Below are 25,308 nucleotides of genomic sequence, written 5' to 3'. Positions count from 1 at the left end.
GACCGGAGTCTGGTCGCGTGGCGGCCGAAGGCCTAGTGTTCGCTTCCACTCAGTGAAACCCGCAGGCTCCGGCCGATCCCGGCGGCCGCGACCTGGAGCGCGGCGATCAACCTTGCCCGGCCGCGGCTCAGATCCGGGACGACCAGGCCGAGCGCGGCGACGACGTCGCCACCGGACTGCCGGATCGGTACGGCGACCGAGCAGGCGCCCCGGCTCATCTCCTCGACGGTCTGCGCGTAACCCTCCCGGCGGACGCGTCGCAATTGTTCGCGCAGGCGGCCTGGTTGAGTGACGGTGTACGGCGTGACACGGGTCAGCGAGGCGAGCACCTGACGCTGGACGTCCTCCGGCGCCCAGGCCAGCAGGACCTTCCCGACCCCGGTGGCGTGCAGCGGCAGCCGTCCGCCGATCCGGCTGACGACCGGCACGGACGCGTTCCCGGACAGCCGGTCGAGGTAGAGCACCTGGTCGCCGTTCCGCTCGCCGAGGTGCACGGTGGCACCGGTCGCGCCGTAGAGATCCTGGAGGAACGGAGCGGCGATCTGCCGCAGTTCGAACTGCACGGGCGCGAGCAGCCCGAGGTCCCACAGCCGCCTGCCGACGGCGTACCGATCTTCGCGCCGCTCCAGTGCGCCCAGGCCCACGAGATCGCGCGCGAGCCGGTGCGCGGTGGGCAGCGGCAGGCCGGCGCGGTTCGCGAGTTCGGTCAGCGACAGCTCGCGATGGTCGACGTCGAAGGCGCCGAGCAGCGCGAACGCCCGCGAGACGACACCGGCGCCGGGCGTGGACAGATTGCCGGGCATGCGCTCATGCTCTCACTGAGTGGAAGTCAAGGCGAGGCCGAGCCACAGGCCGGCGACGGCGAGCACGATGGACGCCGGAACGGTCAGCAGCCCGAGCCGCGTGAACTCGCCGAGATCGGGCCGGGTGTCGTGCCGGTGCAGGATCCTCCGCCACAACAACGTCGCCAGCGAGCCGACGTAGGTGAGGTTCGGCCCGAGGTTGACGCCGATCAGCACGGCCAGCACCACAGGTGTCCCGCCCGCGGTGGCCAGCGGCAGCAGCACGAGCACCGCGGGAAGGTTGTTGATCAGGTTGGCGAGGACGGCCGCCACCGCGGCGGCACCGAGCAGGGCGAGGAACGAAGTCGACGTCGGCACCAGGTGGCCGAGTGCCTCGTCCAGTCCGTTGTCGACCACGGCGCGGACCACGATCGCCAGCGCCAGTACGAAAGCGACGAAGGGAATGCTCGCCGAGCGGACGATCGCGGCGGGGGAGGTCCGCCGCTGCGCGAGCGCGCGGCAGGCCAGGACGGCGGCTCCGGCGAACGCGGCCCACGCGGGGCTGACGTCCATCAGCGACGTGACGACGAAACCCGCCAGTGTCAGCCCGAGCACGACCAGGACGAACGTCGGGACCTTCCCGGCCGTGACGACCTTCCCGCCCCGCGGCCGGGCCGCCAGGTCGGCGGCGAAGAACCGGCGGAACACCAGGTATTCGGTGAGGACCGCCGCGAGCCAGGGCAAGGTCATCAGCGCGGTGAACCGCAGGAACGAGATCCCGGTCGCGGCGACGGCGAGCAGGTTGGTCAGGTTGGACACCGGCAGCAGCAACGAGGCCGAGTTCGCCAGATGCGTGCAGGCGTAGGCGTGCGGTTTGGCCCGCGCGCCCATCCGCGCGGCGGTGGCGAACACGACGGGGGTCAGCAGGACGACGGTGGCGTCCAGGCTGAGCACCACGGTGACCGCCGCCGCGACCGCGAACACCGCGGGCAGCAGCCGTCGAGGCTTCCCCCGGCTGAACCGCGCCATGAGCGTTCCCGCCGCTTGGAACAGCCCTTCGTCGTCGCACAGTTTGGCCAGGACGAGCACCGCGGCGAGGAAGCCGACGACCGGGGCGAGCCTGGTGACCTCGTCGAGCGCGTCGGGGAACGAGATCGCACCCGCCACCAGCACGATCCCGGCGGCGGGGACGGCGGCGACCGCCTCCGGGAGGCCGCGTGGCCTGATCACCGCGAAGGCCAGGACGATCAGCAGGAGCGCGATGGACAACACCTCGCCGGGAATGCCGGTCAGCGTGAACCTCCTCGGTGTCGAGCCGCCCTCGGCAATCTAGGCTGGGCCTGGTGGGCGAGACGAACTGGGCGGGCAATCAGACCTTCACCGCGGAGCGGATCGTTCGCCCGCGCGATCTCGGCGAGGTCCGGGAAACGGTCGCCCGGGCGGTCGCGGTCAAGGCTCTCGGCAGCAGGCACTGCTTCAACGACATCGCGGATTGTCCGGGTGGTGTCCTGATCGATTTGTCCGCGCTCGGCACGGAGGTCGTCGTCGACCCGGAGTCGGCGACGGTCACGGTGCCCGCGGCGGCCCGCTACGGCGACGTCGCCGTCCAAGTGCACGCGGCCGGTTTCGCGCTGGCCAACCTCGCTTCGCTGCCGCATTGCACCGTGGCGGGCACTGTCGCGACGGCGACCCACGGTTCCGGGCGGCGTAACCAGAGCCTCGCGTCCGCCGTGTCCGGTTTGGAGCTCGTCACCGCCGACGGCGAGGTGAAGACGTACTCCCGGCACGACGGGGTCGTCGTCGGACTCGGCGCGCTGGGTGTGGTGACGCGGCTGACCCTCGATCTGGTGCCGGCCTTCGATCTCCGCCAGGACGTCTTCGACGGCCTGCCCTGGGAGTCGGTGTACGAGCACTTCGACGAGATCCAGGACGCGGGTTACAGCGTCAGCCTGTTCACGAACTGGGCCCGCGACGAGGTCGACCAGGTCTGGGTCAAGGGGCCCGGGCGGCCGGGCGCGGACTTCTTCGGCGCGAAGGCGGCGGACGGGCCGCGGCATCCGGCCCACGCGGCGGGCATCCCGGCGGACAACTGCACGCGGCAGCTCGGGGTGGCCGGGCCGTGGCACGAACGGATCCCGCATTTCCGCCTGGATTTCACGCCCAGTATCGGGAACGAACTCCAGACCGAGTACTTCGTGCCCGTCCGGCACGCCGTCGCGGCGATGGAGGCGCTGCGCGCCATCGGCGACCGCCTGGCACCCGTCCTGCTCACCTCGGAGATCCGCACGGTCGCGGGAGACGAGCTGTGGCTCAGCCCGTTCCACGGCGGCGACCGGGTGGCGCTGCATTTCACCTGGCTGCCGGACGAGGACGCGGTCCGGGCGCTGTTGCCCGTCATGGAGGACCGGCTGGCGCCGTTCGACGTCCGGCCGCATTGGGGGAAGCTGTTCCACCGCGCGGCCGATTACCCGAAGCTGGGCGATTTCCGGGCGCTGGCCACCGAACTGGACCCGGACGGCAAGTTCCGGGGCCCGTTCGTCCGGCGGCACGTGTTCGGGGAGGGCTAGTCCGACTGCGACCAGGCCGCGACGGGCAGCGCGAGATACACGCCGACGTCGTCGATGCCGGTCGCGGACTCGATGCTCGTGCGCAGCAGGTCCACCCGCTCCTGGCGGTTGTCCGCCCGGCTCGGGAACCACTTCGAGCGGACCTCGACGAGGAGGTCGAGTCCGAAGCGGTCGAACGGTCCGGGGGTGCGGAAGCGCAGTTCCACGTCGCCCGGCTGGAGGTCGCCGTCGTAGGGCTCCTCGGGGCATTCCACCGCGACGGACACGAGATGCGGCAGGACCGAGCCGAGTTCGCGCAGTGTGGCTTCGGGAAGGTGGGGCGCGTAGGTGATTTCCACGAGTGGCACGAACAACAGCCTAGGGCAGGCGAAACTGCTATCGTGGCGGTAGTTGCCTGCTCGCACGGGAAGATCCCCGGCTGCTGCACTGGGGTCGCACGTTTCTCCCGAGGAGCTTCCATGTCTCTTCCCCTCGCCCGTCGTATGGACGGCGTCACCAGTTCTCCCGTGCGCGACCTGCTCGCGCTCACCGCCCGTCCGGGCGTGATCTCGTTCGCCGGCGGCGTGCCCGCGCCGGAACTGTTCGATGTGGACGGCCTCCGTACCGCCTTCGACCGGGCACTCGCGGACGGGCCCGCCCAGCGCGCCCTGCAGTATTCGCCCACCGAAGGGAATCCGCGGCTGCGTGAGCTGCTCGCGGAGCGGCTGTCCGGTCGCGGAGTCCCGACCACTGTGGACGATCTCCTGATCACCACGGGTTCGCAGCAGGGCCTGCAACTGCTGAGCACCGCGTTGCTCGACCCCGGCGCCACCGTGCTGGTGGAAGAGCCGGTGTACCTCTCGGCGCTGCAATGCTTCCAGCTCGCCGAGGCGCGGATCGTGCCCGTCCCCGGTGACGAGGAAGGGATCGACCCGGTCGCGCTGGACGAGATCGCCGCCAGGGAACGGCCTTCGCTGCTGTATCTCGTCCCGACGTTCTCGAATCCGTCCGGGCGCACGGTCAGCCCGGAGCGGCGGCGTGCGCTCGCGGAAGTGATCGCGCGCCACGGGTTCTGGCTCGTCGAGGATGACCCGTATCACGAACTCAGGTATCGCGGCGAACGCGAGGAACCGCTGTCGGCCCGCCCGGAGCTCGCCGGGCGCACGATCTACCTCGGCACCTTCTCGAAGGTGATCTCCCCGGGGATGCGGCTGGGCTGGTTCCGGGCACCGAGTGACCTCCTGCGGCGCGTCACGATCCTCAAGCAGGCGACCGATCTGCACACTTCGACCATCGATCAGGCGGCCGCGGCCGAGTATCTGGCCGCCGCGGACCTCGACGCGCACGTGCGGCGGTTGTGCGCGACCTACCGTGTGCGCCGTGACGCGATGATGGCGGAACTGCCCGCGATCACGCCGCCCGGAACGACCTGGACCGACCCGGACGGCGGGATGTTCGTCTGGGTCACCCTTCCCGGTGGTGCGGACACGGACCGGCTGCTGCCCGAGGCGCTGCGTCACGACGTCGCTTACGTGCCGGGCTCGGCGTTCCAGGTGGGGGAGCCGGACCGGTCGGCGCTGCGGCTGTCGTTCGCCTCGCACGGGCCGGAGACGATCGCCGAAGGGTTGCGGCGGTTGGGCAAGGTCTTGTCGCCCTGATCGCCGGACCCCGGTTTTCGGTACCTTCCGCAGTGCGCGGATGGACGACACGCGTGATCAGCGGGACGACACGCGTGTCCAGAGGGACGCCTCGCCGTGTCGTCCAACCAATCACGCGCGTCGTCCATCGGCTCACGCGTGTCGTCCGTCCAGCCACGCGAAACGGCCAACCCTGCACAGGGGTGTCCTCGTGCGTTAGTCGGCCTGCGGGTCCCAGGTCAGCAGGCGGACCTTGCTGACGGTCTGGACGTGCTGCCGCATCGCGTTCGCGGCCGCCTTCGGGGCGCCCGCCCGGATCGCCTCGGCGATCTTCTGGTGCTGGCTCAGCGAACGCCATGGCCTGCCGGGCTGCCGCAGCGACTCGTTCCGGCTTTCCGCGATCTGCGTGTCGATCGAGCGCATGAACTCGGCGAGGAGGGCGTTGTTCGCGGCCGCGGTGATCGCTTCGTGGAACCGGCGGTCGCCTTCGGCGCCGTGCCCGCCGTCCTCGATCTCGGATTTCATGAACTTCAGCGCCGCGTCGATGGCGGCGAGATCCTCGTCCGATCGCCGCAGCGCGGCCAGTTCCGCCAGCTTGGTCTCCATCGCTTCCCGGGCTTCGAGCACTTCCGGAAGCCGGCTGCGACGGGCGACGAGTTCGTCGACCGGCTCGACGTCGAGGTGATCGTTGCGCAGGTACGTGCCCCCGCCGTGGCGTGACTCCAGCAGCCCCTGCACTTCGAGCACGACGATCGCCTGCTTGATCGACGCGCGGCTGACCCCGAGCCGCTCGGCGAGATCGCGTTCGCTGGGGAGCTTGTCTCCCGCGTGCAGGCCGGACGCCTCGACGTGCGCCTTGATCCGCTCGACGACCTGCTCGTAGAGCTTCGCCCGGTTCAACCGGCTCAACGCCTCCGGCACTCGGTCCCCTCCCTTGACTGGACAAGTGGCTCAGCCAATTTACCACTCATCCCTTGACAGGGTGAGCCACTCGCAGGGAAAGTGGCTCAGCCACTAGTCCACTCGGCCACTCGCCAGGGGGCTCCCGCCGTCAAGGAGGACGGTCATGTCCGCCCAGCTGATCTCGATCCTCGTCCTCGTGGTGATCTTCGCGCTCGCCACGACCCGCTCGATCAACATGGGGGCGCTGGCCTTCGCCGGCGCGTTCCTCGTCGGCACCCTCGCCGGTGGACTGGACACCGACGGCATCTTCGCCGGTTTCCCCGGCGACATCTTCGTGGTGCTGGTGGGGGTCACCTACCTGTTCGCCATCGCCAGGGCCAACGGCACCACCGACTGGCTGGTGGCCGCGGCCGTCCGGCTGGTCGGGGGCCGGATAGCGCTCATCCCGTGGGTGATGTTCGTGGTCACCGGCGCGCTGACCGCGATCGGCGCGGTGAGCCCGGCGGCCTGCGCGATCGTCGCGCCGATCGCGCTCGGTTTCGCCGCCCGCTACAAGATCAGCCCGCTGCTCATGGGCGCGATGGTCGTGCACGGCGCGCAGGGCGGCGGATTCTCGCCGATCAGCGTCTACGGCTCGATCGTCAACGGGATCGTCGAACGCAACCACATCGCCGGCAGCCCCGTCGTGCTGTTCTTCGCCAGCCTGGGCATGAACCTCGCCATCGCGGGCGTCCTCTTCGTCGTCCTCGGCGGGACCAAACTGCGGCGCCGCCAGCTCGTCAACGCGGGCGCGGGCGGAGCCGGGACCGACGAGGAGCCGCTGCCGCACGAACAGCGCATTCCCTTGGACGGCCCCAAGATCGTGACGCTGACCGGGTTGATCGCGCTCGTGGTCGGCACCCTGGTGTTCGACCTCGACCCCGGGCTGACCGTGATCACCGTCGCCGTCCTGCTCAGTGTCGCGTGGCCCAAGACCAGCCGTTCCGCGGTCTCCGAGATCACCTGGCCGACCGTGCTGCTGATCTGCGGAGTGCTGACCTACGTGGCGGTGCTGAAGGAGATCGGCACCATCGACTACGTCGGCAACGCGGTCACCACCGTCGGGATCCCGCTGCTCGCGGCGCTCCTCCTGTGCTCAATCGGCGGTGTCGTCTCGGCCTTCGCGTCTTCGGTCGGGCTGATGGGCGCGCTGATCCCGCTCGCCGTCCCGTTCCTGGCGCAGGGCACGATCGGGCCGGTCGGCATGATCGCCGCCCTCGCGGTCTCGGCGACGATGGTGGACGTCAGTCCCTTCTCCACCAACGGCGCGCTCGTCCTCGCCAACGCGAAGGACGTCGACCGCGACAAGTTCTTCAAACAACTTCTGGTCTACGGGGCACTCGTGGTGGCCGTCGTGCCCCTGATCGCCTGGCTCGTGTTCGTCGTGCCCAACTGGGGCTGAGGAGGAAATCCATGCTGTCCGGACTGACCGCCGGGAACGACCGCGTCGCCCTGCGCTTCGGTGACGAATCCCTGACCTACGGCGAACTCGCGTCCGTCGCGGGCCCGATCGCCGCCGGGCTGGCCGGTCGCACGCGGGTCGCGGTGTGGGCGACACCGACGCTGCGTACCTGTGTCGCGATCGTCGCCGCGCTGACCGCCGGAGTCCCGGTGGTGCCGATCAACCCGAAGGCAGGATCACGCGAACTGGCGCACATCATCGCCGACAGCGCGCCGGATCTCGTGCTGGCCGAGCCGGATGTCGCGCTGCCGCCGGAACTCGGGGCGCTACAACGGGTTCCGGTCGAACTTGACGTCGAAGGCACACCGTGGCGAGGCGACGAACCGGATCCGGAGGCTCCGGCGTTCGTCATCTACACGTCGGGCACCACCGGCCCACCGAAGGGCGTCCTGCTTCCGCGTCGCGCGGTGGCGTCGAATCTCGACGCGCTCGCGGAGATCTGGGACTGGACCGAAGCCGACGTCCTCGTGCACGCCCTGCCGCTCTTCCACGTGCACGGCCTGATCCTGGGCGTGGTCGGTCCGCTGCGGCGGGGCGGCTCGCTGCACCACCTCGGGCGGTTCTCGAGTGAAGCCGCCGCGAAGGAACTCGCCGGGGAAGGGACGATGCTCTTCGGCGTCCCGACGATGTATCACCGGCTGGCGGCCGACTGCGAGGCCGACCCCGCGCTGGCCGCCGGGGTGGGCTCGGCGCGGCTGCTCGTGTCGGGTTCGGCGGCCCTGCCCGCGACCGACCACGAGCGGATCACCGCCGCGACCGGGCAGCGCGTCGTCGAACGCTATGGCATGACCGAGACACTCATGAACTGCGGTGTCCGCGCCACGGGGGACCGGCGGCCCGGTGCGGTCGGCCCGCCGGTGCCCGGCGTCGAACTGAGGCTGGTCGACGACGCCGGTGAACCGCTCGACGGCGAGACGGTCGGCGAGATCGAGGTCCGCGGACCGAACCTGTTCCTCGGCTACCTGAACCGGCCGGACGCCACGGAAGTCGCGCTGCACGACGGCTGGTTCAAGACCGGCGACATGGCGATCCGCGATCCGGACGGGTACGTGCGCATCGTCGGCCGCCGCGCCACCGACCTGATCAAGAGCGGCGGCTACAAGATCGGCGCGGGAGAGATCGAGAACGCGCTCCTGGAACATCCAGGGGTCGCCGAAGCGGCCGTCACCGGGGAGCCGGACGACGACCTCGGCGAGCGCATCGTGGCCTGGATCGTCCCCGCCGCGGACAAACCGACGGCGGCCGAACTCGCCGACCACGTCGCCGGACTGCTGTCACCGCACAAGCGGCCGCGGGTGGTGCGCTACCTGGAAGCGTTGCCCCGCAACGAGATGGGCAAGGTCCTCAAGCGGGCGCTCCATGACTGACCCGCTGGGCTGGGACGGTTACGCCGATTCCCTGGCCCGCGCAAGGGAACGCACGGGCACGGACGAGTCGGTCGTCTGGGAGCGGGCGAAATTCGGCGGCCACGAGGTCGTGACGATCCGCTTCGAGTTCGGCTTCCTCGGCGGCTCGGTCGGCACCGGCACCGGCGCGCTGCTCGAAGAGGCGCTCGATCAGGCCTGCGCACACCGGCTGCCCGTCGTTTCGCTGCTGTCCACGGGCGGCACGCGGATGCAGGAAGGCGTTCCCGCGCTGCGGCAACTGCAACGGATCGCCCGCGGTCTCGCGCGGTTGCGGCAAGAAGGCCTGCCGCACATCACCGTCGCGCGACACCCCACCACCGGCGGCGTGTGGGCGTCCCTCGGCGCCGACGCCGACGTCGTGCTCGCCGTGCCCGGCGCCCAGGTGGGCTTCGCCGGACGCCGGGTCCGGCCACCGCGGTACGCGGACGATCCCGCCTATACGGCGGAAAGCCAGTACGCGGCCGGCTATGTCGACGAACTGGTGACCGAGGACGCGATCGCCGACCGGCTGGAGGTCTGGCTCGGCAAGCTGACCGGCCGTTCCCGCAACCGTCCGGCGGAGCTGCCCCGCGCGCTCGGCGCCCTGGATCCCGCGCCGGACGGCTGGCAGGCAGTCCAGCGCGCCCGGTCGGCGGACCGGCCCCGGGCGGCCGCTTACCTCGACGACTATTTCGACACCCGCGTCACCCTCCGGGGCGGCGTCGACGACGGCACCCTCTGCGGGATCGGCGGCCGGGGCGGACGGGCGATCGCGTTCGCGGCGCAGACCGGGACGCCGACCACTCCGGGCGGTTTCCGGTCGGCGACCCGGCTGATCCGCCTCGCCGACCGGCTGGGGCTGCCGGTGCTGACGCTCGTCGACACCCCGGGCGCCGCCGCCGATCCGGCCGCGGAGACCGGCGGCGCCGGGAACGCGATCGCCGAGCTGTTCGGCGCGATCGCGGCGGCCGAGGTGCCGATCACCACCCTGGTGATCGGCGAGGGAGGATCGGGCGGCGCGCTCGCCTTCTGTTCGGCGGACCGGATCTGGCTCACCCCGGACGCCTGTTTCTCCGTCATCGCCCCGGAACTGGCGGCCGGGATCCTCAAGCGGGGCCAAGAAGACGTCCCCGCCCTCGCCGACGCGCTGAAGCCATGCCCCGAAGATCTGCTCGCCCTCGGTGCCATCGACGGCATCGCGGGATCGGAGCCGGTCACCTTTACGAGATAAGGGGTTCGACATGTTCAAGCGGATATCCGCCGCGGTGCTCGCCGCGGCCTCGGTCGCCCTTCTGGCCACTCCGCCGGCGCAGGCGGACGCGCCTGCCCGCTATGTCGCGATGGGCAGTTCCTTCGCGGCGGGGCCGGGAATCCCGCCGCAGCAGCCAGGAATCCCGGCGGCGTGCGGACGTTCGACGAAGAACTACGCGAGTCTCGTCGCCGGGCAACGCGGTCTGGCCCTCACCGATGTCACCTGCAGCGGCGCGACGACGGCGAACATCCTGTCCGCCGGACAGGCCGGGCAGCCGCCGCAGATCGAGGCCGTCACCCGGGACACGCGGCTCGTGACGATCACCATCGGCGGCAACGACGTCGGCTACGTCGGGAGCCTGTTCACCTACGGCTGCCAGAACACCGGCGGCGCGAACTGCGGCCAGGTCGACCGGAACGCCGTCCGCACGGCGCTCACCACGGTGCACGAGAAGATCGGCGCCGTCGTCGCGGCGGTCCATCGGCGCGCGCCGCGGGCACGGGTGCTGGTCGTCGACTACCTGACGATCGTTCCGGGCGACAGGCCCGCCTGCGACGGCGTTCCGCTCACGCCGGAGCAACTCGCCTTCGAACGCGAGGTGGCGGACCGGCTGGCGGCGGCGACCCGGCGGGCGGCGCGCGACGAGCGGGCCACCCTGATCCCGGCGGCCGCGGCCAGCGCCGACCACGACGCCTGCGCCGCCGTTCCGTGGATGGAGCGCTACACGACCGCGCAGGGTCGCGTGCCGTACCACCCGAACGAGGCAGGGATGGCGGCCGTCGCGGACCTGATCACGGCACGGCTGCGCTAGCCGCACTGGCGGCAGCGGGGACGGGTGCGGCGACCGTAGCCGAGGGCGGCGAATCCGAGGGCAGCGCCCCACAGCCAGTACACGGGCACGGACACCCAATAAAACGCGTCCGGCAGTCCCTTGCCGAAGCCGAGGTCGTTCGCGCCGCTCAGCAGGATCCCGGCCATGTTGGTGAGGATCATCCCGAAGTACACGATCATCGCGATCGAGATGCCGGCGGCCGGGCCCAGCACCAGCCAGCGCGGCACCCGACGACCGGCGAGGCCCGGCACCCAGCGGGGAAAGATCCTGCCCCAGTCGTGGACCAGCGCCCACGGCAGCAACGTGCCCGAGAGAACGAACCCGATTTCGAACAGCACCAGAGAGACACCGACTCCCAGTCCTCCGCTGTCGAACCCCACCACGAGTTGAGCGCCGATCCGTACGGCGCAGCCCGCGGTGGCGAGATAGGCCGCCACACTCGCCCACGCCGGTGTGCGCTCCATCCGGGGAGTCGCGCCGATGCGCCCGCAGGCCGCGCAAGCGCCGCGCAGCCGCCTCGTGTGTGTCATGGCCACCATTGCCATCAGTGCTGCTCCCACCAGGCATGCGGTGCGGCTGAGGAAGCCGAGTGGAAAGAACTGCACGCCTATACCGGGCAGTAGTCCGCCCACCACGTCCAGCAGGAACAGGGCGGCAGCCACGACCAGCATCCCGCTCACCGCCCAGGACGCGATCACCAGGACCCGCTGCACAGCGGCCCGCTGCCCACCTCGCCCCAGGGCGAAGGTGATCGTCGCCCCGGCGAGGCTGAGCATGATCGCCTTCCATCCGGAGAACGCGATCAGGTCGACGCCCACCGGCGACATCCGGGGTGGACTGGCGACGAACGTCCAGTACGCCTGGAGCGCGCTGTACAGCAAGGACCATGCCAGCAGGGCACGCGGCGTCCGTGAACTCCAGGTAGTCGGCTTCCTCGCGGCGGCGCTGCCCTGGCTGCCCGTGGTGGCGGGCGCGGCATGCTCTTCGTCATGCCGGGAGGCTCTTCTTGGGACGGTGCGGATCATGCCCTCAAGCCTCGCCGGATGATCGTCGGCCGGGCTCCCTCCGAGGTCCTGGCTCGGCCCCTCGCGGGAGGGAAACTGTCCGAGACCGATCATTTAGCCGCGCGGAAGGTGCGGCGGTAGCTGTCCGGCGGCACACCGACCGTCCGGTTGAAGTGCCGCCGCAAAGTGGCGGCAGTGCCCATCCCGGTGGCCTCCGCGATCAGGTCGACGCTGTCGTCGGTCCGCTCCAGGAGTTCCTGCGCGCGGCGGATGCGCTGGGTCAGCAGCCAGCGGAGCGGCGTCGTCCCAGTCGCCGACCGGAAATGCCGGGCCAGGTTGCGGGAACTCATGCTGGCCTGCCGTGCGAGGTCCTCGACGGTCAGCGGCCGGTCCAGCCGCTCGGTGATCCAGGGGAGCAGCCCGCCGAGCGGATGGTCGTCCTGGTCGGGAACCGGGGTGGTGACGAACTGGGCCTGCCCGCCCGCGCGGTGCGGCGGGACGACCAGACGGCGGGCGACGGTGTTCGCGACCGCCGAACCGTGGTCGCGACGGACCAGGTGCAGGCACAGGTCCATCGCGGCGGCCTTGCCCGCCGAGGTCAGCACGCTGCCGTTGTCGACGTAGAGGACGTCGGGATCGACCTCGATCGAGGGATACCGGGCGGCGAGGACGTCGGTGTGCGCCCAATGCGTGGTCGCGCGGCGGCCGTCGAGCAGGCCGGCGGCCGCCAGGACGAACGCGCCCGTGCACAGGGAGGCGACCCGCGCGCCCGCTTCGTGGGCGGCACGGACGGCCTCGACCAGGTCCGCGGGCGGATCGACGTCGATGTCGGCCCAGCCGGGGACGATGACGGTGCCGGCGCGCGCGAGGCGATCGAGCCCGTGATCCGGTTCGAGCAGGAAACGCCCGACTTTCACCGGCTCCGCGCCGTAGACCCCGAATTCGTACAGGCCCGTGTCGAAGACCTCGTGGGCGATGGACAGCTCGAACTGCAGCATGCCGTCCGTGGCGGCGAGGGCGACCGTACTCATGTCCGAAAGTGTACGCATGATGGCGTTCCGGACACTGTCGATCGGCGGGCTCCGCCGACAGGATGGTCCACAGTGGATCGACCGAGGGCAGGAGAAATCATGGGTACGTACGACGTCGCGGTGTTCGGGGCCTACGGGCACACCGGGCGGTTCGTGGTGGCGGAATTGCGCGAGCGGGGCTTCGGCGTGCTCGCGGTGGGGCGCGACGAGGCCAAACTGCGCGGCCTGCCTTGGTCCGACGTCGAGATCCGCCAGGCTTCGGTCGACGACCCGGCTTCGCTCGACCGCGCGTTCGCGGGCGCGGACGCGGTGATCAACGCGGCCGGGCCGTTCGCCGACACCGCAGCGCCGGTGATCGAAGCGGCGCTGCGGGCCGGCGTCCCGTACCTGGACGTGGCCGCGGAACTCGAAGCGAACATGGACACCTTCGCGGACTTCGGCGAGCGTGCCGGGGGAGCAACGGTGATCCCGGCGATGGCGTTCTTCGGCGGGCTCGGCGACCTGATGGTCACCGCCGCGATGGGTGAGTGGACTTCCGCGGACGAAGCGCATATCGCGTACGCGCTGAGCAGCTGGCATCCGACGGAGGGGACCCGCGCGGCGGGCAAGGTCTCGCGGGAACGACGTGACGGCAAGCGGATCCGGTTCTCCGGCGGCCGGATCGAACGCCGCGAGGACGCGCTGCCGGAGCTGGACTGGGACTTCCCCGCGCCGTTCGGGACCCGCGCCGTGCTCGGCGAGTTCACGATGGCCGACGTCGTCACCGTCCCGAGCCACCTCGACATCCCCGAAGTGACCACGTACATGACCGTGAACGCGGCCCGCGAGGTGGTGACGCCCGAGACGCCGACACGTGCCGCGGACGGCCCGTCCGCCGAGGAGTTCGTGGTCGACGTCGTCGTGCGGTCCGGCGGTGAGGAACGGCGGATCGTCGCGCGGGGCCAGGACATCTACGCGATCACGGCGCCGCTGGTGGTGGAGGCCGTGCAGCGCGTGCTCGACGGGCGGGTCAAGGCCACCGGGGTCGTTTCGGCGGGCGAGATCTTCGACGCGCCCGGTTTCCTGGCGGCGCTGGCGCCGCGGATCACCGTCACCGGCTGACACCGGCCTGCCAGCCCGGATGCGGCAACCGTGCGGGCGGAGCCTCGCCGGGCCGGTACTCGAAATGCCACCATTCGTTGTCGTAGATCCGGTAGAGGGCGAAGCGGGCGCCGTGGTCTTCCAGCCACTGCGCGCCCTCACGCGGCCGGACGTCCAGCGCGGTGCCTCGGACGTGCGCGGAATCCTTGGGCGGCAAGACCCGCTTTCGCCCGGCCTCGGCGAGGAACAGCCGATGCTGCTCGGCGGCGTCGCGATGTCCCGAGGTGACGCCGAGGAGCGTGCGATGCCGCCAGAACGCCTCGGTTCTGGCGTCGGTGAACGCGGCGAGTGTTCCGGGGGTGAGCCCGGCGAGGTTCTCGGCGGGGAAGCGCAGCGACAGCGCCCATCCGCAGGCGAGACGGCGGGCCTGGCTGGGGGAGGCCAGCCACGCCGGGATCAGCAGCAGTACCGCGAGGACGCGGGTGATCGCCGCGAGCACGAGTTCTTTCATGCCGTCAACGGTCGCCGCCGCCTGTCCGAACCCGATCGCGGCGAAGTGCGCGGACGCCGACGAAAATGTCACCGTTCCGCACGGATCACGTCGTGACGCAACGATGACATTCCGTGGACGTTCCGCGGAAACAGGGCGGGCACCATGGCGTGTCATGGACGAGCGGATTCCGTCCGGCGCTGCGATAGTCGTCGGCATGCCCAGGGTGCTGCTCATCGAGGACGACCAAGCCGTGCGTGACGGGCTCAGCATGGCGCTGGGCGGACGCGGCCACGCGGTCGACGCGGTGGCCACCGGCGAGGAGGGCCTCGCCCGGCTCGCTTCACGGCCGCCGGACATCGTCGTGCTGGACCTCATGCTGCCCGGACTCGACGGCTTCGAGGTCTGCCGCCGCATCCGCGCGGCGGGCGATCTGCCGATCATCATGCTCACCGCGCGCAACGAGGACATCGACGTGGTGGCCGGGCTCGCCGCCGGCGCGGACGACTACGTGGTCAAACCCGCCAGGGCCCAGGTATTGGAGGCCAGGATCCGCGCGGTGCTGCGCCGCACCGGGCAACCGGCGCCCGCGGTGCCCGCGCCCGTCGAGATCGAGCGTCACGGCGATCTCGGCATCGACCGTGCCGGGCTGACGGTGACCAAGGCGGACAAGCCGCTCGCCCTCGCCCCGACCGAACTGCGGCTGCTGCTCGAACTCACCCAGGTCCCCGGACGGGTGCTCAGCCGCCAGTACCTTCTGGAAAGCGTGTGGGAGCACGGCTACTTCGGCGATTCCCGGGTCGTCGACGCCTGTGTGCAGCGGCTGCGCGCGAAGATCGAGGACGACTCGTCCGCGCCGGTGTACGTGCAGACGGTCCGCGGGTTCGGCTACCGGTTCGGGCCGCTGTGAAGCTTGGGGGTCTGCGCACCCGGCTGCTCCTGGCGTTCAGTCTGCTGGTCGTGATCACCGCGGCGACGGTCGCCGGAGGCGGCTACGTCCAGTCCCGGACCCTGATCCTCCAGCAGGCTCAGGACGCCACCGCCCGCGTGCTGGTCGACAAGGCCACCGCGCTGTTCCCGCTCGGCCCGCTGCCGCCGGGTGACGGGACGCTGAGCCGGATCAGCGGCGAACTGTCCGATCGTCAGCTGAGCTCGCTGGTCCTGTTCGAGGACAGGGCCAGCGGGAACCAGCAGATGCGGTCGCTGATCTCACCGGAGCTTCGCGAGCGGGTCCGGGCCGGAAACGTCGCCTGGCAACGGGTCGACGCCGGCGGCACGCCGATGCTGGTGGTGGGCACGAGGTTCACGGTGTTGCTTCCCGGTGGGCAGCAACGGGATTCGGGTATCGAGGCCTATATCGCGCGCAGCATGGTGCCGGAGGCGACGAGTATCGACGAACTCGCCACGCGCGCCTGGCTGATCGGCGGCGTGGCGCTCGTTTTCGCCATCGGGCTGGCGCTGCTGGCCGCCCGCGGTGTCCTGCGGCCGGTGCGGGAACTGGGTGACGCGGCGCGGCGGCTGGGCGAGGGCGACCTGCGGGCGCGGGTCGGCGTCCGCGGCTCGGACGAACTGGCCGGGGTGGCGCGGACGTTCAACGAGACGGCCGAATCGCTGGAACGCCACGTCGGGGAGCTGGAACGGATGGAAGCCGACGCGCGGCGGTTCGTCGCCGACGTCTCGCACGAACTGCGCACCCCGCTGGCCGCGATGACCGCGGTCGCGGACGTGCTGGAGCAGGAGGCGTCGAGTCTGCCGGGGGACGCCGGGCGCGCGGCGAAGATGAGCATCGAGGAGACGCACAACCTGACGCGGCTGGTGAACGACCTCATCGAGGTCTCCCGCTTCGACGCCGGGGCAGCCGCGCTGGCACGGGAAGAGGTCGACGTCGCCGAGGTGATCACGGCGAGCCTGCGCATCCGGGGCTGGACGGGCGAGGTGGAGGGAGATCTGCCCTCCGGGATCTTCGCCGAGTGGGATCCCCGGCGGGTGGACGTCATCGTGGCGAATCTGGTCGGGAACGCGTTGCGGCACGGGGAAAAGCCGGTCTCGCTCCGGCTTTCCGAAGCGGGGGAGCAGATCACGGTGGAGGTCTCGGATCGTGGTCCCGGACTGGCGCCCGAGGTGCTGCCGCACGTGTTCGACCGGTTCTACAAGGCGGATTCGGCGAGGGCGAGGTCCGGCGGCAGTGGACTCGGGCTGGCGATCGCCTGGGAGAACGCCCGTCTGCACGGCGGGATGTTGAGCGCGGCCAACGGTACCGACGGCGGCGCGGTGTTCACCCTGCGCTTGCCCCGGCGGGGAGGGACGGCATGAGGAAGACCTGGCTCGCGGCACTTCTGCTCGTCTCGACGGTCGCGGGTTGCGGCGTCCGGCCCAGTGCCGTGATCGCCGGCGCGCCCGCACCGGTGGGGCCCGCCAACGCCGCGGTGCTCTACTTCCTGTCCGGTGGGCAACCGGTCCGGGTGCTGCGCCCGCTCGCCGAGGAGTTGCCCCCGGCAAGCCCCGTCGACCTGCTCGCCGCCGGACCGGACGAGAGCGAGCGGGAACGGCAATACACCACGGAAGTCCCGACCGGCACGGCGGTGCTGGACCAGACGCCCGCGCCGAACGGGGTCACGGTGACGCTGTCGGTCGGCGTCGCCGGGTTGTCGTCGAAGGCGGTCGATCAGATCGTGTGCACCGCCAGGGATTCCTTCGGCGGAAGCGCGCAGATCACGTTGCAGGGCGGGGGATCCGTGCGCGGTCCGCTGTCTTGTCCCTTGCCTGGCTAGGGGGCGCGTGTGGCGATTCGGTTTAGGGCCAAGAGCGTCTCAGCTGCCCAAGTACATGAAGGCCCCCTTCCTTGCGCCTAGGTACAGGAAGGGGGCCTTCATGTACTTCAGGCGAGCCCCGGCGCCGGCAACGAGCCCGCCGAACGCGTCGTGAGTGGCGATTCGGGTCAGAACCAACCGTGTCCTGAGTACCTACTGGCGGTCTTGTGTGACTGGATGGACGGCACACGTGATCAGATGGACGACACGCGTGTCTGGACGGACGACTCACGGCGAAAGCTGCGCCGCGAGCGTGTCGTCCGTCGGATCACACGTGTCGTCCGTCGGATCACACGTGCCGTCCGCCCAATCACGCGAAGCCACCGTCTCGATACAGGTGGTCGTGAGTGGCGATTCGGGTTAGAACACGAATCGCCACTCACGACCACCCCGACCAACTCGGTGGCCGGTGCTGCGTCGGCACTTCACGGACCGCGGCCATGCACACATGGAACGCATGCACGACGGCAATTTTGCCGTCCAGGCTTGAAGAAGGAGTGGCCCGAATCACCGGTGTCGGTCCCTCGCTTTGTCCGGTTCGGCCCGCCAGCTTAGGCAAGGCTAAGCAAACGGGACGTGGGGTGGTTGTGGCGTGGAAGGGATCGAGGGCAAGGTCGCGCTCGTCACCGGAGGCGCGCGCGGGATCGGGGCGGCCGTCGTGGACGGGCTCGCCGAGGCCGGCGCGATCGTGGCGGCGGTGGACCTGGCCGAAAGCGCTTCCCGGGGCGGGGTGACCTCGTTCGTCGCGGACGTCGGGGATCCCGCCGCCGTCGCGCGGGTGGTCGGCGAGGTCGAAAACGAACTCGGGCCGATCGGCATCGGGGCGTCCGTCGCGGGTGTGCTGAAGCCCGGGTCCGTTTGCGACACGAGCGACGAGGACTGGGCGGCGACCTTCGCGGTCAACTCCACCGGCGTCTTCACCGTGCTCCGCGAGATTTCCCGCCGGATGCTGCCGCGCCGGAGCGGTGTGCTGGTGACGGTCGGGTCGAACGCGGCGGGAGTCCCACGCAGCGGGATGGCCGCGTACGCCGCTTCGAAAGCCGCGGCGACGATGCTGACCCGCTGTCTCGGGCTCGAACTCGCCGGTTCCGGTATCCGCTGCAACATCGTCTCGCCCGGTTCGACCGACACCGACATGCAGCGTCTACTGTGGACGGACGAGAACGGTGCGGACCGTGTCATCGCGGGAAATCCGGAGCAATACCGTGTCGGCATACCACTGGGCCGGATAGCCGAACCCGCCGATATCGCCGACGCCGTCCTGTTTTTGGCTTCCGATCGCGCTCGGCACATCACGATGCAGAACCTCTACGTCGACGGTGGCGCGACGCTCCGCGCGTGATCTCGATGACGCAACGAAGACTTTTCGGGTCCGTACGATTAGGTTAGGCTAACCGAAAAGTCGGCGCTTTCGTACTGGGGTATCACGGGCGCCTGTTCGGTCAGTAGTATTCGCGAAAGGGAATCCAGTCGTGTCCTCACCTGCACCGGCCCGACCAAGGCCGGTCCATCAGGCGGCCGATCTGCTGGCGGCGTACCTGCCCGGATCGTTCTACTACTCGTCCGCTCGAGGATCGCTGCTCGCCGACGGCGTGTACGCGCCGGTCCACGCGGCGCCGGGCCGGCGTGCCCGTGCGGCCGCCGAAGTCCTCGACGCCGCTCTCGTGGCGGGAGTGACCGAACCCGTCGTCGCCGGCGCGATCGGATTCCGGCCCGACGCGCCGAGCAGCCTGGTGGTGCCCGCCCTGGTACGCAAGGCAGGACCACCGAAGGCGAGTGGTCCGGTCGCGCCGCTCGGCGGGAGCTGGACGGTGTCGCCGCGGCCCGCGCCGGAGGTCTACACCACTGCCGTGGCGAAGGCGCTGGACGAGATCCGCGACGGTGACCTCCGCAAGATCGTGCTGGCCCGCTGTCTCGACGTCACCGGCGGTGACCCCGTCGCCGTGCCGCGGCTGCTGGCGCGTCTCGTCCACGCGGACCCGGCCGCCCACGCTTTCGCCGTCGACGTCAGCGCACCGGGGGATCCCGCGCCGCGCACCCTGATCGGCGCGAGCCCGGAGCTCCTGGTCTCCCGCCGCGGTCGCGTCGTCACGGCCAATCCGCTCGCGGGATCACGGCCGCGGGTGGCCGACGACGTCGAAAACGCCCGCCGCGTCGATGATCTGCTGGCGTCCGAAAAGGACCGTGCCGAACACGCGCACGTCGCCGCCCAGGTGGCCGAAGTGCTGGGCCGGTTCTGTGTCGACCTCGACGTTCCCGCCGAACCCGAAGTGATCGGCACGCCCACGATGTGGCACCTCTCGACCAAGATCAGCGGACGGCTCGCCGACGTGACCGACGCCGGTTCGTCCGCGCTCGGGCTGGCCGAGGCCTTGCATCCGACACCGGCTGTCTGCGGAGTCCCGACCGGACTCGCCCGCGACACCATCGCCGCGCTCGAACCCGAGGATCGCGGCTATTACGCGGGTCTCGTCGGCTGGACCGACCAGGACGGTGACGGCGAATGGGTCGTCACCATCCGCTGCGCCGAAGTCCGTGACCGGACCGTCCGGCTGTTCGCCGGAGCGGGAGTGGTGGCGGGTTCCGATCCTGCGGCCGAACTCGCCGAGACCGGGGCGAAATTCGGCACCATGCTGCGGGCCCTCGGTCTGGAGGGAGTGGAATGACCGCCGACCACGTGCCCTGGCCGCCGGAAACCGCGGCGCGCTACCGGGCTTCGGGATACTGGCGCGGCCAGACCTTCGGCAAGCTGCTGACCGGCCTCGCCGAGGCCTACGCCGAGCGTCTCGCCGTGATCGGCGAGAACGCCCGCTGGACGTTCGCCGAACTCGACGAGCGGGCGCACCGGCTCGCCGCGGGATTCACCGGAGCCGGGATCCGGGCCGGTGACCGGGTCGTCGTCCAATTGCCGAACGTGCCGGAGTTCGCGTCCGTCGTGTTCGGACTGTGGCGGGCAGGCGCGCTGCCGGTGTTCGCGCTGCCCGCGCATCGCGCGAGCGAACTACGGCATTTCGCCGAGCAGAGCGAGGCCGCGGCGATCCTGACCGTCGGCGAACACGAACGGTTCGACCACGCGGCCATGGCCCGCGCGGTCGCCGCCGAGATCTCCTCGGTGCGCAACGTCTTCGTCGTCGGCACGGAGGAATTCGCCGTGCTCGAAGCGGCGACTCCGCGCGCCCTGCCGGATCCCGATCCGGCAGGCGTCGCGTTCCTCCAGTTGTCGGGCGGGAGCACCGGCCTGCCCAAGCTGATCCCGCGCACGCACGACGACTACCTCTACAGCGTCCGGGAAAGCGCCCGGATCTGCGGTCTGCGCCCGGAAAGCGTGTACCTCGCCGCGTTGCCAGTGGCGCACAACTTCCCGCTCAGCTCACCCGGTCTGCTCGGCGCGCTGCACGCGGGCGCGGCGACGGTGTTCGCGCCGCGTCCCGACGCCGACACCGCGTTCCGGCTCATCGAGGCCGAAGGTGTGACGATCACCGGGCTCGTGCCGCCGCTGGCCGCCGCGTGGGCGCAAGCGGCCGGGCGGACCACCCGCGATCTGTCCTCTTTGGACGTCCTGCTGGTCGGCGGCGCGAAATGCGCCCGTGAACTGGCCGAGAAGATCGGGCCCGCGCTGGGGTGCCGTCTGCAGCAGGTGTTCGGCATGGCCGAGGGACTGGTCTGCTACACCCGGCTCGACGACCCGGACGAGTACGTCCTCGCAACGCAGGGAAGGCCGATCTCGCCGGACGACGAGATCCGCGTCGTGAACCCGGACGACCCACTGTCCACTTCGGACGATGTGGTCGCGCCGGGGGAGATCGGCGCGCTGCTGACCCGGGGGCCGTACACGATCCGCGGCTATTACCGCGCCGAGGAGCACAACAAGACCGCGTTCACCGAGGACGGTTTCTACCGCACCGGTGATCTCGTGCGGCGGCATCCGTCGGGACATCTGGAAGTGGTCGGCCGGGCCAAGGAGCAGATCAACCGCGGCGGCGAGAAGGTGGCCGCGGAAGAGGTCGAGAACCACCTGATGGCCCACCCCGGCGTGCTCGACGCCGCCGTCGTCGCGGTGCCGGACCCGTACCTGGGCGAGCGCACCTGCGCCTACGTCGTCCCCGCGGCCGGCGCCGAACCCGCCGCGGCGGAGCTGCGCCGGTTCGTCCGCGAGCGCGGGGTCGCGGCGTTCAAGGTGCCCGATCTGGTCCAGGTGGTGCCGGAGTTCCCGGTGACCGGCGTCGGCAAGACCAGCAAACGCGAGCTGCGGGCGGCGCTGGCCGCTCTGGCGAAGGAGAAGTGAACGTGTCACTGCCCAAGATCGAGCCCTACGCCCTCCCGACGGAGGCCGAGCTGCCCGCCGGACGGGTCGGCTGGAAACCCGACGCCGCCCGTGCCGCGCTGCTGGTCCACGACGCGCAGCGGTACTTCCTCGCGCCGTACGCGGGATCCCCGGTCCCGGAGATGGTCGCGAACATCGCCGCGCTGGCCGACGCCGCCCGTGCCGCGGGCGTCCCGGTGTTCTACACCGCGCAGCCCGGTCACCAGGCCGCCGAGGACCGCGGCCTGCTCACCGAGTTCTGGGGCGACGGGATCGGCGCGGTCATCGACGACGATCCGGCCGCGGCCGACGTGGTGGCCGAGCTCGCCCCGAAGCCGGGGGACAAGGTCCTGACGAAGTGGCGCTACAGCGCGTTCCAGCGCAGCACGTTCACCGAGCAGCTCGCCGAAGCGGGCCGGGACCAGTTGCTGATCACCGGTGTCTACGCGCATATCGGCTGCCAGGCCACCGCCGTCGAGGCGTTCATGCGCGACATCCAGCCGTTCCTGGTCGGCGACGCGGTCGCGGACTTCTCCCGCGAGCGCCACGACCAGGCCTGCGAGTACGTCGCCCAGCGCTGCGGCGCACTGACCACCACGGCCGCCGCGCTCGCCGCGCTGGCCCCCATCCACGCGGGAGCACAGCGATGAGCTTGACCGTCCAGAAGATCCACGCCGACGTCGCCGAACTGCTCGGCTGCGACCCGGCCGAGCTGAAGCCGGAGACCGACCTCACCGATCTCGGCCTCGACTCGATGCGGATCATGGGCCTGGTCGAGCAGTGGCGCACCGAGGGTGCCGACACGCTCGAATTCGCCGACCTCGCCGAGCAGCCGACCCTCGGCCACTGGACGCGGGTCCTCACCGGGAGCGCGACGTGAGCCGCGCCGACCATCGCCACCGGCACTTGGAGCGCATCGCCGAGGTCCGTGCGGGACGGCATGCGGAGAAGGTTCCGTATCCGATCCGCATCCGGCAGGCCGAGGTCGTGCGTACCGAGATGATCGGTTCCGGGCTCCTCCGGGTCACGCTCGGCGGACCGGGGACGGCGGGTTTCGAGGCGCATTCGCCCGACGAACACGTGAAGATCCTGTTCCCCGAACTGGACCCCGAGCCGCGGCTCCCGGTGCAGGACGGCGACATGCTGCGTTGGCCGAAGCCGTCGCCGACGTCGCGCGAGTACACGGTGCGCCGGTACGACCCGGCTTCCGGGGAGCTCGACCTCGACGTCGCGCTGCACGAAGGCGGGCTCGGCTCCGGCTGGGCCGAGAAGGTCACGCCCGGCACGCCGGTGCACGTCGCCGGTCCGCCCGGCGGGCTGATCGTGCCGCACAACTACGACCGCTACCTGCTCGCGGGCGACGTCACCGCGCTGCCCGCGATCGCGCGCTGGCTCGAAGAACTGCCGCGTACCGCCGCGGGCTGGGCGTTCATCGAAGTCACCGGCGCGAGCGAGGAGATCGAGCTCTCCGCGCCCGAAGACGTCGAGGTGCACTGGCTGCATCGAGGCGACATCGCGCCGGGCGCCTCCGATGTCCTCGCCCGTGCCGTCCAGACGATCGAGGTTCCCGCCGGGGAACGGCTTTACGCCTGGGTCGCCGGTGAAGCGGGGCAGATCAAACCGCTTCGCCGCTGGCTCAAGAACGACCTCGGGCTCGGCAAGGACGACCACGACGTGACCGGCTACTGGAAACGCGGCGTCGCGGACTTCGACGACGAGCACGACCACTGATCCCCACCAAGAAGAACGAGGAAATCCATGCGCACCACTAGAACCCGACGCCTCGCCGGAGCGATCGCGCTCGCGCTGACGGTCGCGACCGCGGCCACCGCCTGCGGTGCGGGCGAAGACGGCAAGGCCGCCGACGGCGGTCAGACCCGGGTGTTCGCCGCCGACAACGGCCAGATCACCATCCCGGTCTCGCCGAAGCGGGTCATCGCCACCGGCTACGCCGTGCCCGCCCTGCTCGAAGCGGGCGCGCCGCTGGTCGGGGTGTCCAGCTGGAAGCGCGGGATCCCGCTGTTCAACGAGCAGGAGCGCAAGAAGTACGACGAGCTGGCGAAGGTCGCGGGCGAGTCGGCGTCGGAGACGAACTACGAGGCGATCGCGCAGGCGGATCCGGATCTCATCGTGATCGGCGTGCCGAAGCCGGTGCTCGCCGACATCGACATCAAGCGGCTCGAAGCGATCGCGCCGGTCGTGGCGATCGGCCCGTCGGTTCCGTCGATGTGGCGTGAGCTGTCGCGCAAGCAGGCCGACGCCGCCGGCGCGGCCGCCGGGTTCGACGCCCTGAAGACCGCGTACGACACCAAGGCCAAGGCGCTGGCCGAGAAGTACAAGGCCGTGGTGCCGCAGCTGAAGCTGGGCCACGTCGGTGCCTACGGCGAGGTCGCCAAGGGCAACTTCCAGCGTGAGTTCAACGGTTCCTGGGGCACCAACATCGCGCAGGACATCGGTGCCACGTACTACGGCCAGGTCAAGGTCAAGGGCGGCGGCTCGAAGGACGTCAGCGAGTACCCGTCGATCGAGGAACTGTCGACCGCGTTCGCCCAGGCCGACGCGATCACCTACTCGGTCGCCGCCGACGGTTCCGTGCCCGCGCCGGTCAAGTACGTCCTCGATTCGCCGCTGTGGAAGGAACTCCCCGCGGTGAAGGCGGGCAAGGTCTACCCGTTCCGCTTCACCGAGGCCGCCACCTACCGGGCCGCGACGTCCACTTTGGACGCCGTCGACCAGGCGTTCGCGCCGCTGCTCAAGCAGTGACCACAACCGGGCGGTCCGCGCTGCTCGGCGCCGCACTGCTCGGGCTCGTCGTGGTCGCCGTGCTGAGCGTCGGCATCGGCGCGCACGCCATCGCCCCCGGCGAGGTCGTGCGCGCCCTGCTGGGCGAGGGGAATCCGAGTGACCGGGCGGTGGTCCTGGACATCCGGATGCCGAGGGCGGTGCTGGCGATCGGGGTCGGCGCGGCGCTCGCCGTCGGCGGCGTGCTCGTGCAGGCCTTGTCCCGCAACGCTTTGGCCGAACCCGGCGTGCTCGGCGTGACCGCCGGGGCCGGGTTCGCCATCGCGGTGGGGTCTTCGTTCGGTCTGGCCGCGTCGGCACCCGCCGAACTGGGTCTGGCGGTGCTGGGCGCGGTCGGCGCTTCGGCGCTGGTGTACGCGGTCGGCAGCAAGTCGCCGTTGCGGCTCGTACTCGCCGGGACCGCGTTGAGCGCCGTGCTGCTGGGTCTCACCCTCGGCCTGCGGCTGCTTTTCCCGGACACCTTCGACGTCTACCGGTTCTGGTCGGTGGGTTCGCTGGCCGGTCGCGAACAGGCGCCGACCACGGTCCCGCTGATCGTCATCGGCCTGTCCCTGCTGGGCGCGTTCGCGGTGAGCCGCCAGCTGAACGCGATCGCGCTCGGCGAGACGGTCGCGCATACGCTCGGCGCGAACGTCGCGCGCGTCCGGACGGTCACCCTGCTGCTGATCACGCTGATGGCGGGCGCGGCGACCGCGCTGGCCGGGCCGATCCTGTTCGTCGGGCTGATCGTGCCGCATCTGGCCCGGCGGGTGGCGGGCGCGTCGATCCCGTGGCTGATCGCGTTCGCCGCGCTGCTCGGCCCGGTCCTGATGCTGGCCGCGGACGTCGGCTCCCGGGTCCTGCTGCCGACCGGTGAGGTGCCGGTGGCGATCGTGACCGCGTTCCTCGGCGGTCCGGTGCTGATCTGGGCCGTCCGCAAATACGGGGCGGCGCCGCTGTGAGCACACTCG

Annotated in this window: 25 protein-coding genes; 18 read left to right on the top strand and 7 right to left on the bottom strand. The window is 70.9% G+C overall.

The genetic code is table 11. The annotated features are described in order from the left end of the window. Nucleotides 1–32: 32 nt before the first annotated feature. Both AJAP_RS21270 and AJAP_RS21265 read right to left on the bottom strand, forming a co-directional pair. Nucleotides 33–803: an IclR family transcriptional regulator gene (locus AJAP_RS21270; protein WP_038514507.1), complete on the bottom strand. Its 771-nt coding sequence runs from the start codon at nt 801–803 to the stop codon at nt 33–35. 12 nt (nt 804–815) lie between these two features. Further along, nucleotides 816–2,054, bottom strand: coding sequence for an ArsB/NhaD family transporter (locus tag AJAP_RS21265; protein WP_084098264.1), 1,239 nt, complete (start codon nt 2,052–2,054; stop codon nt 816–818). A gap of 71 nt (nt 2,055–2,125) precedes the next feature. Between AJAP_RS21265 and AJAP_RS21260 the strand changes: the two genes are divergently transcribed. Next, the gene (locus tag AJAP_RS21260) at nt 2,126–3,349 is read left to right on the top strand and encodes an FAD-binding protein (protein WP_038514501.1); all 1,224 of its coding nucleotides are present in this window, start codon (nt 2,126–2,128) and stop codon (nt 3,347–3,349) included. On the opposite strand, the gene AJAP_RS21255 is transcribed toward AJAP_RS21260, so the two are convergent. Next, nucleotides 3,346–3,696 (bottom strand): hypothetical protein, encoded by a 351-nt coding sequence (locus AJAP_RS21255; protein WP_038523550.1) that lies wholly within the window; start codon nt 3,694–3,696, stop codon nt 3,346–3,348. The genes AJAP_RS21260 and AJAP_RS21255 overlap by 4 nt on opposite strands. 111 nt (nt 3,697–3,807) lie before the next feature. On the opposite strand from AJAP_RS21255, the gene AJAP_RS21250 reads away from it, so the two are divergent. Continuing rightward, nucleotides 3,808–4,986, top strand: coding sequence for an aminotransferase-like domain-containing protein (locus AJAP_RS21250; protein WP_038514498.1), 1,179 nt, complete (start codon nt 3,808–3,810; stop codon nt 4,984–4,986). Between the two features lie 195 nt (nt 4,987–5,181). Here AJAP_RS21250 and AJAP_RS21245 read toward each other — a convergent pair whose 3' ends face one another. Further along, the gene (locus tag AJAP_RS21245) at nt 5,182–5,886 is read right to left on the bottom strand and encodes a FadR/GntR family transcriptional regulator (RefSeq protein ID WP_038514497.1); all 705 of its coding nucleotides are present in this window, start codon (nt 5,884–5,886) and stop codon (nt 5,182–5,184) included. A 145-nt stretch (nt 5,887–6,031) separates the two neighbouring features. Here AJAP_RS21245 and AJAP_RS21240 point away from each other — a divergent pair, with 145 nt between their 5' ends. From AJAP_RS21240 to AJAP_RS21225, 4 genes are read left to right on the top strand one after another with little or no spacing between them, the layout of a single operon-like run. Further along, nucleotides 6,032–7,309 (top strand): SLC13 family permease, encoded by a 1,278-nt coding sequence (locus AJAP_RS21240; protein WP_038514494.1) that lies wholly within the window; start codon nt 6,032–6,034, stop codon nt 7,307–7,309. Nucleotides 7,310–7,320: 11 nt separating this feature from the next. After that, nucleotides 7,321–8,736, top strand: a complete 1,416-nt coding sequence (locus AJAP_RS21235; RefSeq protein ID WP_038514491.1) for an acyl-CoA synthetase — start codon at nt 7,321–7,323, stop codon at nt 8,734–8,736. Then, nucleotides 8,729–9,985: a carboxyl transferase domain-containing protein gene (locus AJAP_RS21230; RefSeq protein ID WP_038514488.1), complete on the top strand. Its 1,257-nt coding sequence runs from the start codon at nt 8,729–8,731 to the stop codon at nt 9,983–9,985. Before AJAP_RS21235 ends, AJAP_RS21230 begins: the two co-directional genes overlap by 8 nt. Nucleotides 9,986–9,995: 10 nt before the next feature. Beyond that, nucleotides 9,996–10,817, top strand: a complete 822-nt coding sequence (locus AJAP_RS21225; protein ID WP_038514485.1) for an SGNH/GDSL hydrolase family protein — start codon at nt 9,996–9,998, stop codon at nt 10,815–10,817. Here AJAP_RS21225 and AJAP_RS21220 read toward each other — a convergent pair. Then, the gene (locus AJAP_RS21220; protein ID WP_148311538.1) at nt 10,814–11,719 is read right to left on the bottom strand and encodes a hypothetical protein; all 906 of its coding nucleotides are present in this window, start codon (nt 11,717–11,719) and stop codon (nt 10,814–10,816) included. The two genes, AJAP_RS21225 and AJAP_RS21220, sit on opposite strands and share 4 nt — an antisense overlap. Before the next feature lie 233 nt (nt 11,720–11,952). Then, complete coding sequence (locus AJAP_RS21215; RefSeq protein ID WP_051972538.1) at nt 11,953–12,873, bottom strand: helix-turn-helix domain-containing protein; 921 nt, start codon at nt 12,871–12,873, stop codon at nt 11,953–11,955. A gap of 99 nt (nt 12,874–12,972) precedes the next feature. Between AJAP_RS21215 and AJAP_RS21210 the strand changes: the two genes are divergently transcribed. Next, the gene (locus tag AJAP_RS21210; RefSeq protein ID WP_038514480.1) at nt 12,973–13,974 is read left to right on the top strand and encodes a saccharopine dehydrogenase family protein; all 1,002 of its coding nucleotides are present in this window, start codon (nt 12,973–12,975) and stop codon (nt 13,972–13,974) included. Here the strand turns inward: AJAP_RS21210 and AJAP_RS21205 are convergent. Further along, on the bottom strand, nt 13,964–14,464 hold the full coding sequence (locus AJAP_RS21205; protein WP_038523544.1) for a M15 family metallopeptidase domain-containing protein: 501 nt from the start codon (nt 14,462–14,464) through the stop codon (nt 13,964–13,966). The genes AJAP_RS21210 and AJAP_RS21205 overlap by 11 nt on opposite strands. Before the next feature lie 154 nt (nt 14,465–14,618). On the opposite strand from AJAP_RS21205, the gene AJAP_RS21200 reads away from it, so the two are divergent. From AJAP_RS21200 to AJAP_RS21150, 11 genes are all read left to right on the top strand, one after another. Continuing rightward, nucleotides 14,619–15,353 (top strand): response regulator transcription factor, encoded by a 735-nt coding sequence (locus AJAP_RS21200; RefSeq protein WP_038514478.1) that lies wholly within the window; start codon nt 14,619–14,621, stop codon nt 15,351–15,353. Next, entirely contained in the window at nt 15,350–16,756 is a 1,407-nt protein-coding gene (locus AJAP_RS21195; protein ID WP_038514475.1) for an ATP-binding protein, read from the top strand. The genes AJAP_RS21200 and AJAP_RS21195 overlap by 4 nt, the downstream gene beginning before the upstream one ends. Continuing rightward, complete coding sequence (locus AJAP_RS21190; RefSeq protein ID WP_038514473.1) at nt 16,753–17,214, top strand: GerMN domain-containing protein; 462 nt, start codon at nt 16,753–16,755, stop codon at nt 17,212–17,214. Before AJAP_RS21195 ends, AJAP_RS21190 begins: the two co-directional genes overlap by 4 nt. A gap of 631 nt (nt 17,215–17,845) precedes the next feature. Further along, nucleotides 17,846–18,595, top strand: coding sequence for a 2,3-dihydro-2,3-dihydroxybenzoate dehydrogenase (gene dhbA, locus AJAP_RS21185; protein WP_038514470.1), 750 nt, complete (start codon nt 17,846–17,848; stop codon nt 18,593–18,595). A 130-nt stretch (nt 18,596–18,725) separates the two neighbouring features. Beyond that, nucleotides 18,726–19,919 (top strand): isochorismate synthase, encoded by a 1,194-nt coding sequence (locus AJAP_RS21180; RefSeq protein ID WP_038514467.1) that lies wholly within the window; start codon nt 18,726–18,728, stop codon nt 19,917–19,919. Beyond that, the gene (locus tag AJAP_RS21175) at nt 19,916–21,538 is read left to right on the top strand and encodes a (2,3-dihydroxybenzoyl)adenylate synthase (protein WP_038514464.1); all 1,623 of its coding nucleotides are present in this window, start codon (nt 19,916–19,918) and stop codon (nt 21,536–21,538) included. The genes AJAP_RS21180 and AJAP_RS21175 overlap by 4 nt, the downstream gene beginning before the upstream one ends. Beyond that, the gene (locus AJAP_RS21170) at nt 21,535–22,206 is read left to right on the top strand and encodes an isochorismatase family protein (protein WP_038514460.1); all 672 of its coding nucleotides are present in this window, start codon (nt 21,535–21,537) and stop codon (nt 22,204–22,206) included. The genes AJAP_RS21175 and AJAP_RS21170 overlap by 4 nt, the downstream gene beginning before the upstream one ends. Then, entirely contained in the window at nt 22,203–22,436 is a 234-nt protein-coding gene (locus AJAP_RS21165) for a phosphopantetheine-binding protein (RefSeq protein ID WP_038514458.1), read from the top strand. The genes AJAP_RS21170 and AJAP_RS21165 overlap by 4 nt, the downstream gene beginning before the upstream one ends. Beyond that, complete coding sequence (locus AJAP_RS21160) at nt 22,433–23,287, top strand: siderophore-interacting protein (RefSeq protein ID WP_038514455.1); 855 nt, start codon at nt 22,433–22,435, stop codon at nt 23,285–23,287. The genes AJAP_RS21165 and AJAP_RS21160 overlap by 4 nt, the downstream gene beginning before the upstream one ends. A gap of 27 nt (nt 23,288–23,314) precedes the next feature. Next, a complete protein-coding gene (locus tag AJAP_RS21155) occupies nt 23,315–24,319 on the top strand; it encodes an ABC transporter substrate-binding protein (RefSeq protein ID WP_038514453.1) in 1,005 nt (334 codons plus the stop codon). Beyond that, entirely contained in the window at nt 24,316–25,299 is a 984-nt protein-coding gene (locus AJAP_RS21150; RefSeq protein WP_038514450.1) for a FecCD family ABC transporter permease, read from the top strand. Before AJAP_RS21155 ends, AJAP_RS21150 begins: the two co-directional genes overlap by 4 nt. Nucleotides 25,300–25,308: the final 9 nt, after the last annotated feature.

Source organism: Amycolatopsis japonica (assembly GCF_000732925.1).
Lineage (GTDB): Bacteria > Actinomycetota > Actinomycetes > Mycobacteriales > Pseudonocardiaceae > Amycolatopsis > Amycolatopsis japonica.
This window is presented reverse-complemented; position numbering and strand designations above follow the sequence as displayed.